The sequence below is a fragment of the Psychrobacter maritimus genome, assembly GCF_904846345.1.
In the GTDB taxonomy this organism is placed as follows: Bacteria; Pseudomonadota; Gammaproteobacteria; order Pseudomonadales; family Moraxellaceae; genus Psychrobacter; species Psychrobacter maritimus.
The window spans coordinates 27,279-43,225 of sequence record NZ_CAJHAJ010000005.1 but is presented as its reverse complement, the minus strand read 5'-3'; the positions used below and the strand labels follow the sequence as shown (position 1 = coordinate 43,225).

Annotated in this window: 13 protein-coding genes; 6 read left to right on the top strand and 7 right to left on the bottom strand. The window is 43.6% G+C overall.

Going from position 1 to position 15,947, the window contains the following annotated elements; genetic code table 11:
• Positions 1-155: 155 nt before the first annotated feature.
• Together JMX50_RS08175 and gloA are read left to right on the top strand one after the other, a co-directional pair.
• Positions 156-794, top strand: a complete 639-nt coding sequence (locus tag JMX50_RS08175) for a carbonic anhydrase (RefSeq protein WP_201564647.1) — start codon at positions 156-158, stop codon at positions 792-794.
• 114 nt (positions 795-908) lie between these two features.
• The gene (gloA, locus tag JMX50_RS08170) at positions 909-1,523 is read left to right on the top strand and encodes a lactoylglutathione lyase (RefSeq protein ID WP_227670981.1); all 615 of its coding nucleotides are present in this window, start codon (positions 909-911) and stop codon (positions 1,521-1,523) included.
• A gap of 129 nt (positions 1,524-1,652) precedes the next feature.
• Here gloA and JMX50_RS08165 read toward each other — a convergent pair whose 3' ends face one another.
• The 3 genes from JMX50_RS08165 to ribA all read right to left on the bottom strand — a co-directional run bounded on the left by JMX50_RS08165 (position 1,653) and on the right by ribA (position 4,139).
• Positions 1,653-2,123: a c-type cytochrome gene (locus tag JMX50_RS08165; RefSeq protein ID WP_201629169.1), complete on the bottom strand. Its 471-nt coding sequence runs from the start codon at positions 2,121-2,123 to the stop codon at positions 1,653-1,655.
• Between the two features lie 294 nt (positions 2,124-2,417).
• Positions 2,418-3,386: an oxygen-dependent coproporphyrinogen oxidase gene (hemF, locus tag JMX50_RS08160; RefSeq protein ID WP_201629291.1), complete on the bottom strand. Its 969-nt coding sequence runs from the start codon at positions 3,384-3,386 to the stop codon at positions 2,418-2,420.
• Between the two features lie 69 nt (positions 3,387-3,455).
• Positions 3,456-4,139: a GTP cyclohydrolase II gene (gene ribA, locus JMX50_RS08155; RefSeq protein ID WP_201629168.1), complete on the bottom strand. Its 684-nt coding sequence runs from the start codon at positions 4,137-4,139 to the stop codon at positions 3,456-3,458.
• A gap of 623 nt (positions 4,140-4,762) precedes the next feature.
• Between ribA and dxs the strand changes: the two genes are divergently transcribed.
• Entirely contained in the window at positions 4,763-6,811 is a 2,049-nt protein-coding gene (gene dxs / locus JMX50_RS08150; RefSeq protein WP_201629167.1) for a 1-deoxy-D-xylulose-5-phosphate synthase, read from the top strand.
• A 274-nt stretch (positions 6,812-7,085) separates the two neighbouring features.
• Positions 7,086-7,913 (top strand): inositol monophosphatase family protein, encoded by an 828-nt coding sequence (locus JMX50_RS08145; protein WP_201562429.1) that lies wholly within the window; start codon positions 7,086-7,088, stop codon positions 7,911-7,913.
• Between the two features lie 77 nt (positions 7,914-7,990).
• Here the strand turns inward: JMX50_RS08145 and JMX50_RS08140 are convergent, their stop codons facing one another.
• Together JMX50_RS08140 and JMX50_RS08135 are read right to left on the bottom strand one after the other, a co-directional pair.
• A complete protein-coding gene (locus JMX50_RS08140) occupies positions 7,991-9,430 on the bottom strand; it encodes a WS/DGAT/MGAT family O-acyltransferase (RefSeq protein ID WP_201629166.1) in 1,440 nt (479 codons plus the stop codon).
• A gap of 218 nt (positions 9,431-9,648) precedes the next feature.
• Positions 9,649-10,488 carry a thiazole synthase gene (locus JMX50_RS08135; protein WP_201629165.1) on the bottom strand — a complete coding sequence of 280 codons (840 nt, stop codon included), beginning with the start codon at positions 10,486-10,488 and terminating at the stop codon, positions 9,649-9,651.
• A 458-nt stretch (positions 10,489-10,946) separates the two neighbouring features.
• Here JMX50_RS08135 and gspE point away from each other — a divergent pair, with 458 nt between their 5' ends.
• On the top strand, positions 10,947-12,503 hold the full coding sequence (gene gspE, locus JMX50_RS08130; RefSeq protein ID WP_201629164.1) for a type II secretion system ATPase GspE: 1,557 nt from the start codon (positions 10,947-10,949) through the stop codon (positions 12,501-12,503).
• A 106-nt stretch (positions 12,504-12,609) separates the two neighbouring features.
• On the opposite strand, the gene JMX50_RS08125 is transcribed toward gspE, so the two are convergent.
• Both JMX50_RS08125 and JMX50_RS08120 read right to left on the bottom strand, forming a co-directional pair.
• On the bottom strand, positions 12,610-13,104 hold the full coding sequence (locus JMX50_RS08125) for a RidA family protein (protein WP_201629163.1): 495 nt from the start codon (positions 13,102-13,104) through the stop codon (positions 12,610-12,612).
• A 74-nt stretch (positions 13,105-13,178) separates the two neighbouring features.
• Positions 13,179-13,964: a DUF4442 domain-containing protein gene (locus JMX50_RS08120; RefSeq protein ID WP_227670979.1), complete on the bottom strand. Its 786-nt coding sequence runs from the start codon at positions 13,962-13,964 to the stop codon at positions 13,179-13,181.
• Between the two features lie 474 nt (positions 13,965-14,438).
• Between JMX50_RS08120 and JMX50_RS08115 the strand changes: the two genes are divergently transcribed.
• Positions 14,439-15,935, top strand: coding sequence for an McrB family protein (locus tag JMX50_RS08115; protein ID WP_227670978.1), 1,497 nt, complete (start codon positions 14,439-14,441; stop codon positions 15,933-15,935).
• The last annotated feature ends 12 nt before the right edge of the window (positions 15,936-15,947 follow it).

Here is a 15,947-nt window from a genome sequence, read left to right as displayed (position 1 = left end):
TTTTGGCTTGCTTCCTATACAATCATTTTATGTATGCTAAATATAGTGATATTTGCCATAGCAACCGGCTGAGCTTGAAGATAAGTCAACGTCAAAAGCAGAATGCTAGCGCAATGTAGGATATTACCCACATTAATAATCAAGGATCCCTTTTTATGCCTAACGATACCCGCCCAAAAACTGGTCAAGAAGCATTAGCGCTGCTTAAAGAAGGTAATGCACGCTATGTCGATAGTTTGACCAGCACCGACCCTTGTACCCAAAAACGTCCAGAATTAATCAGTGATCAAGACCCGTTAGCGATTATTTTGGGCTGCTCGGACGCACGTGTGCCGGTTGAGATTGTATTTGATCAGGGCTTGGGCGATTTGTTTGTCATACGCGTGGCGGGCAATGTGGTTGCGCCATCGCAAATTGGTTCGGTTGAGTTTGCCGCTGAAAAATTTGGCACCAAGTTGGTGGTGGTCCTTGGGCATTCGCATTGCGGCGCGGTGACCGCATGTGTTGAGGCGCTGATTAATCCTGAGCAAAACTACTCACCAAACTTGCAGTCAATCGTTGATCGTATCCGTCCTAGCGTCTATAACTTGCATGAGCTTGCCACTGCCAATGGTCAAGATGTCGATGCAGATGAGCTGGTCGATCGCTCTATCCGGGCCAATGTACGCATGTCGGTTAGCCAATTAAAACACGGTTCGCGCGCGCTAGAAGACCTAACCAATAGCGGTCAGCTGCTTGTTGTGGGTGCCGAGTATAATTTAGAGACAGGCAAGGTACGGTTTTTAGATGTTTAATAGACATTTAGCATGAAATGTCTATCATAGTTAGGATACGGCTGGCTGATACGCGATAACATCGACAGCGTATCCACTATTAACGATTAAAAATACTGAAATATTGGGGAAATTATGACTGATTCAGAAAGCTTAAATAGCAATCAAGAAACAGGTAATCAAGCAGTTAATAACCAAGCAACTAATCATCAAAACGCCATAGCCCAACCTGCAAGCAGCGTAAAAACTGACGGCGTTCAGCCGATTTCAGCTCAAACCACAGGATACACGTTTAACCATACGATGCTGCGGGTAAAAGATCCTGCTAAGTCATTGGCGTTTTATACCGGCGTCTTAGGAATGACCTTATTGGCGGTGAAAAAATTCCCAGCGATGGGTTTTGATTTGTACTTTTTAGCCAAGCTGACTGAAAGCGAGCGTGAAAACTTGCCAGCTGGTGCTGACTTAGAGATTTTTGCTTTCCGTCAACGCGGTATTTTAGAATTGACTCATAACTATGGCACCGAGACACAAGCGGATTTTAGTTATCATGATGGCAATGCTGAACCGCAAGGTTTTGGTCATATCTGCTTTAGTGTGCCCAATTTGGATGAAGCGGTTGCTTGGTTCGATGAAAATAACGTTGAGTTTAAAAAACGCCCAGATGAGGGTAGTATGAAAAATATCGTCTTTATTAAAGATGTTGACGGCTACTGGATTGAAATCGTGCAAGCAGATTTAATGGGCTAATTTTTAAAAGTTTGATAAACCTATTAATAAGATGGATTATCTAAACAAGTTTGTAGGTTTGAGAAATCACCAATAAAAAAGCCGCTATCGTTAAAATAGCGGCTTTTTATATTTGATAGCAAAGGCTCATTAGTCTTTTTTTACTTTAAAGTCGGTATGGCATGATTTGCAGCTTTCACCCACTTGACCGAATGCTGGTAGGACCTGATCCATACTGGTCGCTGTTTGTGCCACGGTATTTAACTCAGCAGTGGCTTTTTGAAAGTTATCTGCTTTAGTACGGAAACCATCAACGTTGTTCCAAACCGCTTCAGTGGCGTTACCAGTCGCTTCTTGGTTTTCAAAATGGCTCCAAGGGCTGGCAGAGTCCTTCGCCAAAAATGCCGCTTGTTCTTTAAATACTTCGGCATCAAATGTATCAGGTGCTTCCGCCATATCACCCATGATACCCATTGCATCACCCCAGCTTTTCATGCTGTCTTGACGCGCTTTAACGTCAGGGTCAACGGGCGTGCTACAAGCCGTCAGACCTAAAGCAGCTGCCATTAAGGTGATGCCAACGATAGACTTAAATGATTTGTTATTAGAAACCTGTGCCATCTGTATTGCTCCTTTATACGTGGCTAATAAAAAGGCGCCGTAGCATCTTCATGCTCGCCACCTGATTAAATTGCGACTATTAAAATAAATGTTATGTTGTTGTTTTAAGTATTAAAGACGACGATATCTGCTCTGTACTTAATAGCTTGTTTTTAACCCATATCGCTGTTGCTTAAATAACAAGGGTCAGCACCTATCGCTGACCCTTATTATTTTATAGCTTATATAGATTAAAAATAACCTATTACTGATGTAAACATTGACGCCGTCTGTGGTTTATTATGCCAATGATGATTACAAAGTCAACCAATCACGAGGTTTTAGATAAAAATCGGTCAATTCAAACTCAGGCGACCCTTCAGTAGGCTCAAAGCGATAATGCCAGCTGGCAAGCGGTGGCATGCTGACTAGAATGGATTCGATGCGTCCATTACTCTGTAGCCCAAACAGGGTGCCGCGGTCATAAACGAGGTTATATTCGACATAGCGTCCACGGCGATAGAGCTGGAATTCGCGTTGGGCTTCGGTGTAGGGAGTGTTTTTACGCTGCTCAAAGATGGGCAATATCCCTTCAAGGTAGCCATTACCGACCGCTTGCATAAAGTTAAAGCAGGTCTCAAAATCCCAACCACGACTCTCAAAATTGACGTCATCATAAAACAGGCCGCCAATACCGCGCTGCTCATCACGATGACGCAGATGGAAATATTCATCACACCATTGTTTAAAGTCAGGATAGACGCTATCGCCAAAAGGTGCGCAAAGGTCATGACAGACCTGATGCCAATGCACGCAGTCAGCCAACACTGGATAAAATGGCGTCAAGTCAAAACCGCCGCCAAACCACCAAATGGGGTCTTCGCCCTCTTTTTCTGCCACGAATAAACGCACGTTGGCATGGCTGGTTGGGACGTTGGGGTTTTTAGGATGCACAACCAAAGAGACGCCCATTGCTTGTGCTTTACGACCAGCGATATCAGGATGGCGAGCAGTTGCCGAGGCGGGCAAGTTCTGCACATGAATATGACTAAACATCACACCCGCTTTTTCAATGACGTCGCCATCGGCTAAAACACACGAGCGACCGCCGCCGCCTTCAGGACGTTCCCAGTCGTCAGGCACGAAAGTAGCTGGTTTATCATTGCTACTGCCATCACGCTCTTGCGCTTCTAATGCTTGACAGATACGTGCTTGCAAATCGACCAAAAACTCACGCACACGCATGATGTCGTTATGGGTCGGTGTCGTTGTTGCATTTGACATAGAATCTGTTGTGATAGGATTGGTATTACTCTCTATATTTGGCATACTCATAAAATATCTAATTATTTACTATTTATTAAGGTGTAATGCAGTATTAAAGTCTTTATCTAGCAGATGACCCATACGATCGCGTTTGGTTGCTAGATATTCAGCATTCATGTCGTTAACCCCAACCAATAATGGCACTCGTTCAACGACATCGATACCGTGCTGCGTTAAATAAGCGACTTTATCAGGGTTATTGGTAATCAAGCGTACGCTATCAACACCGACATGGGCAAGCATCGGTCCGCACATATCATAAACGCGCGCATCAGCCGGTAAGCCTAACATGAGATTGGCATCTAAGGTATCATGACCTTGATCTTGCAAGGCATAAGCGCGGATTTTATTGGTCAGACCAATCCCGCGACCTTCTTGACGCAGGTATAATATCGCCCCGCAGCCAGTCTCTTGTATCGCATGCATGGCAGTGTTTAGCTGTGGACCACAGTCGCATTTTAGTGAGCTAAAGGCATCACCCGTTAGACATTCCGAATGAATACGTATCAGCGGGATGAGGGGCTCTGCTGGCGCCGCGCCTTGTTGGTTTAGCGCCGTATCAGCCTGATTTAAAGCATCAGCTTGATTGACCACAGGTAAACCTACGGTAAGCATGACATGCTCTTGACCGTCTTCATTTTCAAAGATATGAATATCAAACTCGCCGTGACGAGTAGGTAGTTTGGCAGTAGTAATAAATTGATATGACATTAATGTCCTGCATAAGCCGATCATCGTGGCGCTAGAGGTCTATTTAAGCTTTGTGGTATCTGTTAAAGCTTTATAATAATAGCTAAGGTATTGCCTAGGCGCTGCTGATTCAAATAGCAGATGGCTGATATTTATTGGAAAAACACACAAAGTTCACAGACGGCGCACGATGATTAAAGCGACAATTAAAAATAAATGCTATTATGCCATACTATTTTGACGGATACAGTGACAAGTCTTTGCCCTTACATTACTATGTCGTCACCAAGGTCAGATATGCATGCAAAATCATTGAGCATGGTAAACATTGTCATTAAGCATCATCATTAAACATTGCCATGATTTATAACAGCATTGATAACCATCTTTATCACTGCCTTTAGCATTATAAGATTAAAAGCAACATAAGATTAAAAGTAACGCCTTATATTAAATAGCGTATTTTTCGTTATTCACAGCTATATTAAAAGCTGTATTAATAATTATATAGCCTGTGGTATCAAGTATTTTATGATGCCGCGCTATTATTAACGCCACTTAGACAGTTGCTAGTAACAGTTGCTAGTAATAGCCACTGTCTAAGGTAGCATTTTGTCAGCAGATTGGTAGGTATCGTACGTTCTATGCAGCAGTCAACTCATTCCCCACAGTCTAAGTCATTATCTGCGTCAGCCATTGATTCTGCTGCACCGCTATCAAACCTGCAGCAAACGTATGCCGCTATTCCACGTGAGCGTCCGCATACGCCGCTGCTTGATACGGTAGACGCACCGATTGATTTAAAAGCGTTTAGCGAGAGTCAGCTAATCACCTTAGCGGATGAGCTACGGCTTTTTTTGCTTTATTCAGCCGGTCAAAGTGGCGGTCATTTTGGTGCCAACTTAGGCGTGATTGAGTTGACCATCGCGCTGCATTATTTGCTAGATGCGCCGCAAGACCAGATTGTCTGGGACGTAGGTCATCAAGCTTATGCCCATAAAGTATTGACCGGTCGCCGTGATAAGCTTGGCACCATACGCTCAAAAGACGGTTTGACCGCTTTTCCTGAACGCGCCGAGTCAGTTTACGATACTTTTGGGGTTGGGCATTCATCGACGTCTATCTCAGCAGCTTTGGGTATGAGCTTAGCACTTCGTTATCAAGGCCTTAAACAAACGGTTGCCTGTATTATTGGTGATGGGGCGATGACCGGTGGCATGGCTTTTGAAGCGATGAATGACGCCGTACAACAAGATGCTGATTTGCTGGTAATTTTAAATGACAATGATATGTCAATATCTTGCTCTATCGGTGGCTTCTCGCGGCATTTAGCGACGCTATGGGAATCAGGTTATCAGGTTGATATCTCCGATGTAGGCGAGCCAGTACTGTGCAAGCGCCCTGATATGCAAGCCTTTGACCGCCGTAAACGTCATAAAGAGCTACGCGATGTTCCGCAATTAGAAGACAATTTATTTAAAGCAATTGGTTTTACCTATTTTGGTCCATTTGATGGGCATAATATTCCTGAGCTGCTGCGCGTACTATCGCTTGCCAAGCAGTTAAAAGGTCCTGTTTTAGTCCATATTTATACCACCAAAGGTAAAGGTTTTGCGCCTGCTGAATTAGATCCAGTCGGCTATCACGCTATCAGTAAATTACCTGCTGAAGATAGCGAGAAGGAAGCAGTAAAAGACAGTTTAACAACCAGCACACCGCTCTTAAAATACTCGCAAGTATTTGGCCGGTTTTTATGCGATAAAGCTGCTACTGACGAGAAATTGCTTGCCATTACCCCAGCGATGGAAGAAGGCTCGGGAATGATTGAGTTTGCCCGTCAATTCCCTAAGCGCTTTTTTGATGTGGCGATTGCTGAGCAACATGCGGTAACTTTAGCCGGTGGAATGGCAACCCAAGGCGTCAAACCTATCGTCGCGATTTATTCAACCTTTTTGCAGCGTGGCTACGATCAACTTATCCATGATGTGGCTTTACAAAATCTTGACGTGATGTTTGCCATTGATCGCGCCGGTTTGGTCGGTGAAGACGGCGCAACCCATGCAGGGGTATTCGATTTTGCTTTTTTACGCTGCGTGCCTAATATGCTGATTGCCGCGCCAAAAGACGAAAACGAATGCTACCATCTGCTTAATACTTGCTATGAATATCAAGGTTGCACGGCTGTACGCTATCCGCGCGGCGTTGGTACAGGCGCAGTCATTACTCAGCCAACGCAAGTTTATCCCATTGGCAAAGCAGTGGTAGAGTCGGTATTAGGTCAAGACGACGCGCCTAATAAATTGGCGTTATTAGCCTTTGGTACGATGGTTGCGACGGCTCAGCAAGCGGCAGAAAGCCTAATTAACGATAATATAAAATCACACTGTCAGGTACATGTGGTGAATATGCGCTGGGTAAAACCTTTAGATACCCATTTGCTTGAAACCTTAATCGAGCAAGGCATCACCCATATTGCGACGCTAGAAGAGCATATGATTATGGGCGGCGCGGGCAGTGCGGTAAATGAGTATTTACTTAACGAATCGCCAGCCTTCAAAAATAGCCACCCAGTTATCTGTAATATCGGTATCTCTGATCGCTTTATCGCCCATGGTTCGCCAGCAGAACAAATGGCTGATTGTGGTCTAGATGTTGCAGGGGTCGTCAGTCAGCTCCAGCAATTGCTAAAATAAAACACTATCATTGATAAAAAATTGCTAAAATAGCGGATTGAAAAATAAAGCATGTCTGTTTCCTTGCTTAAACCTCGCCTACTTGCCGTAGGTGTGAATTATTTGACAACTTGGGCGGTACAACTGCGGGCAACCATATATTTGGTTTGCTAGGCGGCTATGGGTTTTTATTAATTATTACTATGCTTCAGCTTTGAAGCAGATTTTATTTTTCGTACATTTTATAAGTCACATCTCTTAAGTAGTATTCATTCATCAAGCAAATAGGTTATTTATGGAACCCATGGTCGTCATCGCAGCGCGTGCTGCTGAAAAAGTCGGTAAAGAGATTTTATATGCGCATCAAAACCGCCACAAAATCGAGCTTGATATCGAGTCAAAAGGACTTGATGGTTTGGTCACCCGTATTGATCGTTTCAGTGAAGAGCTGACGATTGAGACCCTAAAAGCCAGCTATCCAAATCATTCATTCTTGGGTGAAGAGTTTGGTATGCAAGAAGGTCGCGGCGAAGATGCTGACTGGTGCTGGATTATTGATCCGTTAGATGGCACCAAAAACTTTGTCCATGGTGTGCCGCAGTTTTGTGTATCTATCGCTGTGCAACATAAAGGCGTTACCCAACACGGCGTCATCTATGATCCTGTCCGTGATGAGATGTTTTCTGCCAGCCGTGGTAAAGGCGCGCGTTTAAACCAACGCCGTATCAATGTTAGTGAACGTAAAACGATTGATGGTGGTTTATTTACTACCGGTCATCCGCTTGAGCGTAAACGCAATGGTGAAGTCATCTCTTATGCCAAGCAGCATTTTGAGAGCTTACAGAAAATCTCTGAAGAAGGTGGTCAAGTTCGCCGTTTAGGTTCAGCTGCGCTTGATTTATGTTATGTAGCAGCGGGTCGTTTTGACGGTTATTTTGAGATGTCTATCAAGCCTTGGGATATTGCTGCCGGTGAGCTAATCGTGACCGAAGCACGTGGCGTGGTGGTTGACCATACAGGCGCGCACAACTCGATGACCTCAGGCTCTATTTTCGCTTGTAACATCAAACTATTAAAACCATTGATGCAAGTAGTTGTCCCAACTTGGGGTGATGCGTTTTAAGCACCGCCTAAGCGTCACCTCTAAGCCTCACCTAAATATAATCATTGAGCAAACTTAATATTAAAAAGCTGGTTCCGTTATGGAGCCAGCTTTTTTGTTTTGCCATTACCTTTATGGCTACTTTTATCTTCAACTGTAATCCCTTGGAACTCAAGCTCTTTACTGGTGCGCTCCAACAGCTGTAACTCTTCTTCTATTAATATCAGCATATCCTGCACGTGCGGCAAGGCCTTACTACAAGCGGTAATCCCAAATTCAATCTTATCCAAGTAGCTGGCAAGGGTGATATTCATCGCTTGACCGTCGAATACAATAGAGGCTGGGTATAAAGACTGCAGGCGCGCGCCATTCCAATATAGCGGTTTTTCCGAACCAGGCACATTTGAGATAATCAGGTTAAATGCCTGCTTTTTAGGAAACAGACCGCTTGCCAAATTGATGCCTTCCCATGCATAAGAGACGACACTGTAATTGATAACCTGCGCTTGATTCATACGGCGGAAGCGGCGTTTACCATTATTCATACTGCGATGAATCAGCTCGATTCTGCTTAATGGATCGTCTAAATGCGTGCCTAAATTGGCCAGTACAAAGGATAATTGATTGCCGGCAACGCTATTATCGGTACGTAATGACATCGGTACAAAAGCAATCAAGGGTTTACTCGGTAGCGCGTCTATCGATAGTAAATAGCGACGAATAGCACCAGCACAAACAGCAAGTACCACATCATTTTTACTGATGTTTAAGCGCTCAGCTATATCATTAAAGCGCTGTATCTCATACGACTGGGCAGCAATGCGCCGTGAGGCTGAAATGCGTTTATTAAGCACACTCATCGGCGCGGCAAAGGTGCTGACATAACTGTCGTCGCCATAATTTTTTAAATTATCGAGTAATTCTGTAAATACTGGCTTAATGGTAGAAACTTGCTCTTTAATGATACCCAAAGCAGAACGCTCTTTAGGCAAAATCGCATCGACTTGGTTGCGATGGCGTGCCATTAACGACCAGATTGGTAATGTAACCGGTTCGGTCGGCGATTGAGATAAGGATTTTTTGACCAGTCGCATCGCCGCGATGCCATCAACCAACGAATGGTGGATTTTAAAATATAAAGCAAAACGCTTAGGAGCGCCTTCGTTTTCTGGCTCAATACCTTCAATGACGTGACATTCCCATAGCGGCATCGCACGGTCTAAGAGACGGCCATGCTCTCTTGAAACGTACATCAAAAGCTCGCGTACACGGGCGGGCTTTGGTAGTGCCACATGATGCAAGTGATGCTCAACATCAAAGTGCTTGTCTTTTTTCCAGAATATTAAATGCTCGAGCACTTGGTTAAAAGGAAAAGTTGGCGGCACCTCAGAGTGTTGCATTTGTTTGACCAATTGACAGACAAAACTGTTATCGGCATTTTCTGGCAATTCGAATAGGAATAGACCCCCAACATGCATGGGTTGTTTACGCGACTCAAGAAGTAAGAACAACTGGTCGACTGCTGTGAGAAGTCGCATAATAAATCCTTTTATGACGATGAATGAAAAATGGCAATAAAATAAATAGGTATTCAGTTAAACAAAGGTAAAGCGTAACTAGGATAAAGCATTTAGCAAAAACGATTAAAAACCTAAAAGTAGTCACAAAAATATCTTAATATAAAAATCATGGGTCACGGGACTTTTATTATTTAATTATGCCATAACCCATATTTTTAGCAGTTTAAGCTAAAAAACTACTGAAAAAAGTATCCGGTCTGCGGCGAACTGGCAGCGGCCATTTTGCGCATCGGCATACGACCCGCCAAAAATGCCTGACGTCCTGCCCAAATAGCATGTTTCATAGCATTTGCCATCATCACTGGATTTTGCGCATTGGCAATGGCTGAGTTCATCAGCACGCCATCACAGCCAAGCTCCATGGCAATCGCCGCATCAGAAGCAGTACCGACGCCAGCATCAACCAATACCGGTACATTGGCATTTTCGATAATGAGACTTAGGGTATGGCGATTGAGCAAGCCAAGGCCAGAACCAATCAAGCTACCAAGCGGCATAATTGCTACGCAACCCATGCTCTCTAATTCTTGAGCGACAATAGGGTCGTCAGAGGTATACACCATGACCTCAAAGCCATCATCGATTAACACTTTTGCCGCTTTTAAAGTTTCCATCACATTTGGATAAAGGGTCTTTTCATCGCCCAAAACTTCTAGCTTAATCAGATTATGCCCGCCTAATAGCTCACGAGCAAGCTTACACGTCCGAATCGCGGTTTCGGCATCAAAACAGCCTGCGGTATTGGGCAAGATGGTATATTTATCCGGTGAAATGATATCTAATAAATTTGGCTCATTACTATTTTGACCAATATTGGTACGGCGAATAGCAACGGTGACAATCTCAGCTTCTGAGGCACCAATAGCAGCACCCGTTTCAGCCATGTCTTTATATTTACCGGTACCGACCAACAATCGAGAAGAGAATGTACGACTGCCGACAGTAAAAGTATCTTTTGATAAGGACTCTTGTGAAGATGACTGAGCGTTGGCAGGAGAGTTTGCGGCGTGTGACATAAGGATAATCCTAATAGCGGGCGAACAAAGGTGACTAATGACGTAGTGAACAAGGTGACAAAAAGTGATGAACAAAGACTGGCATCAATACTAGCAATGATTAACGCAGAATTATTAAATATAGCTAGTCATCATAGGATAAATAGAGGCTTGTGCTGTCTTGAGCCTCATCATACTGATGCTTAAGCGACAAAGCGATAAATCACATGAAAGCCTTGCTACTTGTATAAAACAAAATGTTATTATAACAAACTCATGCGCGCTTACTGACAATCTTTACCCAGTTTAACGATTTAGGCAGGTGGCTTTAAATAGTCAAGTCAGTAGTATTTTTTAGCATGTATTAGATTGTGTTTTCAAGGCTGTTTTCAAAGCCATTTTCAAAGTTATTTTCAAAGTTATTTTATAAGCTGTTTTATAAGTCCTTTTTTAAATTAGCCACTCACTAGGTCGTCTTTATGCTGCAGCTGCCGTACAGTTTTTCAAAACGCCATCAAATTTTGGCCATTCTTGCTATTGATCCCGAGTTGCCGCCGACACTGGTGTTGACCAAAACCACGCCACTGTCCGCCATTAATGAAGCGGTGCGGTTTTTACAGCAGCAAGGTGTGCGCGGTGTACCAAATTACGAAAGTATCAGCGCCGATGATTTCGAAAAACGCATGAATGCCGCTTATGCCGGTAATACGGGTGAGTCGCAGCATATTGCTGCTGGACTTGAAGACCATCCTGACCTTGATAGCTTGGCAGATAGCGTCCCCGAAACGGAAGACTTGATGGACCAACAAGACGATGCGCCGATTATTCGTCTGATTAATGCGCTGTTGTCTGAAGCAATACGTTTAAATGCCTCAGATATTCATATTGAAACCTTTGAGAAGCGGCTAGTGGTACGCTTCCGTGTCGATGGTGAGCTAAAAGAAATTATTACGCCAAAACGCCAATTGGCGCCGTTACTGGTCTCGCGTATCAAGGTAATGGCCAAATTGGATATCGCCGAAAAGCGTGTGCCACAAGACGGTCGTATCAGTTTAAGATTGGCAGGGCGTGAGGTCGATGTGCGTGTATCGACGCTGCCATCAAGCTTTGGTGAGCGGGTAGTAATGCGCCTGCTCGATAAACAAGCGGGTCGTCTCAATATGACTTATCTCGGTCTATCTGATAATGACTATAGCGAGCTTAAGCGCTTAATCCATCGTCCGCATGGCATTATCTTGGTCACTGGACCGACGGGTTCGGGGAAAACCACCACGCTATATTCGGCATTAACTGATTTGAATGACCAAACCCGTAATATTTTGACCGCTGAAGATCCAATTGAGTTTCAGCTCGATGGCATTGGGCAAACGCAGGTTAATAATAAAGTCGATATGACCTTTGCTAAGAGTTTACGCGCCATGTTACGGCAAGATCCAGACGTGGTCATGGTTGGTGAGATTCGCGATTTAGAAACCGCGGAAATTGCCGTGCAAGCGTCTTTGACAGGGCATTTGGTATTATCGACACTGCATACCAATACCGCCATCGGTGCGGTCACACGTTTGCAGGATATGGGCGTAGAGCCATTTTTGTTATCGTCATCGCTGATTGGTGTCGTCGCCCAGCGCTTGGTACGGACGTTATGTACGCATTGTCATGGCTGGCAAGCTGCTGATAACGAGCAGGCCAAATTATTTACTGAAATTGGTATAGCGTTGAATGCTAAAAATACGGCTACTGAAAAATTAACAGAGAATATGATTAATTTGCCGAAACCCATTGGCTGTGATAAATGTAATAATTCAGGCTTTAAAGGGCGGACGGCGATATATGAAGTGGTGCCGATTGACGATACCTTGCGCCGGATGATTCATAGTAATACTGCCGAGTACGAGCTAGAAGAATACGCCCGCAAGCAAACACCATCGATACGTGCTGATGGATTACGCAAAGTCATAGAGGGACGGACGACGTTAGAAGAGGTACTGCGGGTAACCAAAGAAAGCGCCCTGACTGATGATGCTATTATTGTATAAAAAAACGATTGTATAAAGCAAAACGGTTATTGAGTCAAAAATCAGTGCAATTGGCTCAATAACCGCGTAATCAAAAAGTTAGTTTGGCTTATTTTAAATAGCGCTGCTATTTTGCGGCGATACATTCAACTTCAACGCTTGCGCCCGCTGCCAGCTCTGAAACGCCAAAGGCTGAGCGTACAGGGTATGGCTTAGCCAACTCTGCTTTATAGACTTTGTTAAAGTTATCAAAATCATCCATATCGGTCAGCATCGCCATACATTTGACGATGTCTGATTTTTGATAGCCGTACTTTAACAAGGTTTCATGGATATTATCGAGCGCTTGTTTGGCTTCCGCTTTTACGCCGCCTTTGACCAATTTACCGTCTTTAAAACCAATCTGTCCTGACATATAGAGCGTATCGCCGACACGTACCGCTTCTGAAAATGGGTAATTGCCACCATCACCGAGAAAGACTGGGCTAGATTTGGTGACGGTTGCATTATTAGTCGTTGGCGCGGCATTGGCAGTAACCGCAAAGCCCAAGCCTAATGAACAGGCGCTAATCAGCACCGCTTTAGATAATTGAGTAGTCAGTTTATTAATATATATAGACATGCTTGTCTCCTTATTATAGTGGTATTTCTTAAATCCATTTTTTGGTAGCTATTTGCTTCTTTAACAAATTTAAATTAATTGCTCTCGAGTTCTGGCGTCGAGTGCTTGCTGCTTTCTTCACTTTCAGGTTGCTCTGTTTTAGGTTGCTTGTCTTCAGATGGTTGGTCTTCAGACGGCTCATCTTCAGTTTTTTTATTGTCAACTTGATTATTCTCTAGCGCTTTAGCGGCTTTACCTTGACGACGTGCTTCTAATTCAGATTTGGGTATCCAAGCCCACGTCATCTCAACGACGATAGGGTCACGGTCGCTATCTGACTCACGGTCATGAATCACGCAAGGAATTACCATTTCACCCTTTGGCGTGTTCAAAATATCCAAGCGCTGCTCGTCTGATAATGACGCCACGGCAGCAATCTGACCTTTTTTAATCGGACGATAAAAATTCACCGAATAAGACTTAATCAATAATACGCGGTCAGACGGTAGGTTTAAACCCAAAATAAACCCTGTTGCGGTTTCAGCAAGTAAAGTGATGGCAACGGCATGGACGGAGCCAATATGGTTTTGCACCGCTTTGGTATTATTTAAGCTGACCACCACTTGATTGGGATCGACGGTCTCATAATAGATACCCGTTGTGCCCACATACGGCACCACCTTACCAAAGGCTTTCGACAAAATGCTGGCGCGCGCGCCCGCCGGTAAATATTTAGTGACTGATAGCAGCTTGGTAAATTGGTTGCTGATGGGTTTTAAGGTGCTATTTGGTTTTTCGACTGGCAATCTTGTGTTGTCAGCTACTTTGGCTGCTCGTTTATTGGTCAGCTTGGTAGGGAGTTTTTTTAATAATCCTGACATACAACATTCCTCAATTTGGAGTGGTTGAATCATATTAATTAACCAAGCTGGTTCATTAAGCTAGCCAACTGGGTTAATTAACGGATGGTTAGAAAATAAGCGCTAAATGAGAAAAGTAACCAGCTTTATCCTAGCAGCTATTTTAACGCTGGCGCATTTCTAACTTAGTAAATTTCTAACTATGGTACATTAAGTGCCGTATCGCTACTATTATTAACATGAACTGCTGAGCTTATAAAATATGACTAACGTAACGATACCTTAAATGTTCGCAATAAATGTTCGCAATAAATATTAGCAATAACATCGCTAACAGTAAGGGTGCTAAAAATGGTACGACTGAAAAACAGCATCATTAAATGTTAGGTCATTTAATGCAAAAGAGCTACGTTATAATAGCTAAACTCTTACGTGGCTAAAATGCTGAAGTATCGTTGCCGTGATTTTTTAATACTGGATAAGGCTATGCCGGATATGTCTCCTCAAAAACCGACCAATATCATTTATACCGGCGTCGCTGGTACGGGTAAAACCTATCGCTTGCTACAAATCGCGCAGCAATATAACGACTATTTACCAAGGATAAATGACAAGGATTTATTGGGGCAATTGCTGCAAGAATTAAGCTGGCGTGATGTTGTTTGTTTAATATTTTTGGACTTTAAGTCTAAAAAACAGGACTTGGTTAAGGTGCCGGAAGTTGTCAGTCATGAGTTTTTTGTTAGCAAAGCGGCGCAAAATGCGCGCGAGAAAAACTTAAGCAATACCGCTTGGTCTGTGCTGCAAATGCATACACCTGCTAGCTCACAAACGGTGAGTTATAAAAATCGAGCCAGCCAAGCCTATTTTGATAAAGATAATAGCGGCGCATGGTATCTGCTCCCAGAAAGCATGGATTTGTTAAGTAACTTAGCGCAGCAATTAGCCGAGTTTCAGCAGGCGCAGCGCGAGAATAATAGCCAAAATCAAGAGTTTCGCCAACAGCGTTTTAGTATGGTCAGCTTCCATCAGGCTTATGGTTATGAGGAATTTGTCGAAGGTATCCGCCCAGTGATGGCAGCTTCTAATCAGTTGAATAACAGCCCGTCCCAAATGAGTTACGCCATTCAAGACGGCGCATTCTTAAAATTGTGCCAACGCGCTGCTAATGACCCTGATCAACGTTATGCGATGCTGATTGATGAGATCAATCGGGCTAACGTTTCACGCGTCTTTGGCGAGCTATTGAGTTTGATTGAACCAGACAAACGTGCTGGCATGACAAACGCGATGACGGTTAATTTGGCTTATTCAGGGCGAACCTTTAGCGTTCCTGCCAACGTTGATATTTATGCCACCATGAACACCCAAGACCATTCATTAGCGCCGCTTGATATGGCATTACGTCGACGTTTTCGCTTTATTGACTGTCCGCCGCAGCCTGAATTATTGCCTATTCTTTATCTCAATCAAGACTCAGAAGCAGTTAATTCAGAAACGTTTAATTCTAAAACAGCTAATCCAGCAGAACCCCTTTATTCAACAGAAAACTTTTATTCAACAGAAACCATTGATTTAGCGAGACTCCTAACCGGTTTAAATAATCGCATCACCCAAACGCTTGGGGCAGAGGCGCAATTAGGTCATGCATTTTTATGGTCAGTAGACAGTATTGAGCAATTGCAAACGGCACTTATTGAACAAATCATTCCGCAATTGGCGCAAGTCGCGGCTGGACAAGTGACTATTTTGCAATATATCTTCCAAGATGAGCAGCAGCCGATAAGTGCGCAGTTTATACAAGATAGCCAAGCGCTCATCAATAATGATGCAAATAATTTGGTTAATCCAAATAGTTCGAATCAGCTGTTTGCAGGACAGCAGTCCTTTCTCGGTCAGTCTATGAGTACGGGCAGTTATAAAATTAATACTGATTTACTAGATAACAGCGCTGAGTTTACAAAGCCGTTTGTCTATCAGCGTTTATATTAATAAGGTTGCTAG

Coding starts and splice junctions, on each gene's coding strand:
- JMX50_RS08175 (WP_201564647.1), top strand. CDS start 156: ATGCCTAACGATACCCGCCCAAAAACTGGTCAAGAAGCATTAGCGCTG.
- gloA (WP_227670981.1), top strand. CDS start 909: ATGACTGATTCAGAAAGCTTAAATAGCAATCAAGAAACAGGTAATCAA.
- JMX50_RS08165 (WP_201629169.1), bottom strand. CDS start 2,123: ATGGCACAGGTTTCTAATAACAAATCATTTAAGTCTATCGTTGGCATC.
- hemF (WP_201629291.1), bottom strand. CDS start 3,386: ATGTCAAATGCAACAACGACACCGACCCATAACGACATCATGCGTGTG.
- ribA (WP_201629168.1), bottom strand. CDS start 4,139: ATGTCATATCAATTTATTACTACTGCCAAACTACCTACTCGTCACGGC.
- dxs (WP_201629167.1), top strand. CDS start 4,763: ATGCAGCAGTCAACTCATTCCCCACAGTCTAAGTCATTATCTGCGTCA.
- JMX50_RS08145 (WP_201562429.1), top strand. CDS start 7,086: ATGGAACCCATGGTCGTCATCGCAGCGCGTGCTGCTGAAAAAGTCGGT.
- JMX50_RS08140 (WP_201629166.1), bottom strand. CDS start 9,430: ATGCGACTTCTCACAGCAGTCGACCAGTTGTTCTTACTTCTTGAGTCG.
- JMX50_RS08135 (WP_201629165.1), bottom strand. CDS start 10,488: ATGTCACACGCCGCAAACTCTCCTGCCAACGCTCAGTCATCTTCACAA.
- gspE (WP_201629164.1), top strand. CDS start 10,947: ATGCTGCAGCTGCCGTACAGTTTTTCAAAACGCCATCAAATTTTGGCC.
- JMX50_RS08125 (WP_201629163.1), bottom strand. CDS start 13,104: ATGTCTATATATATTAATAAACTGACTACTCAATTATCTAAAGCGGTG.
- JMX50_RS08120 (WP_227670979.1), bottom strand. CDS start 13,964: ATGTCAGGATTATTAAAAAAACTCCCTACCAAGCTGACCAATAAACGA.
- JMX50_RS08115 (WP_227670978.1), top strand. CDS start 14,439: ATGTCTCCTCAAAAACCGACCAATATCATTTATACCGGCGTCGCTGGT.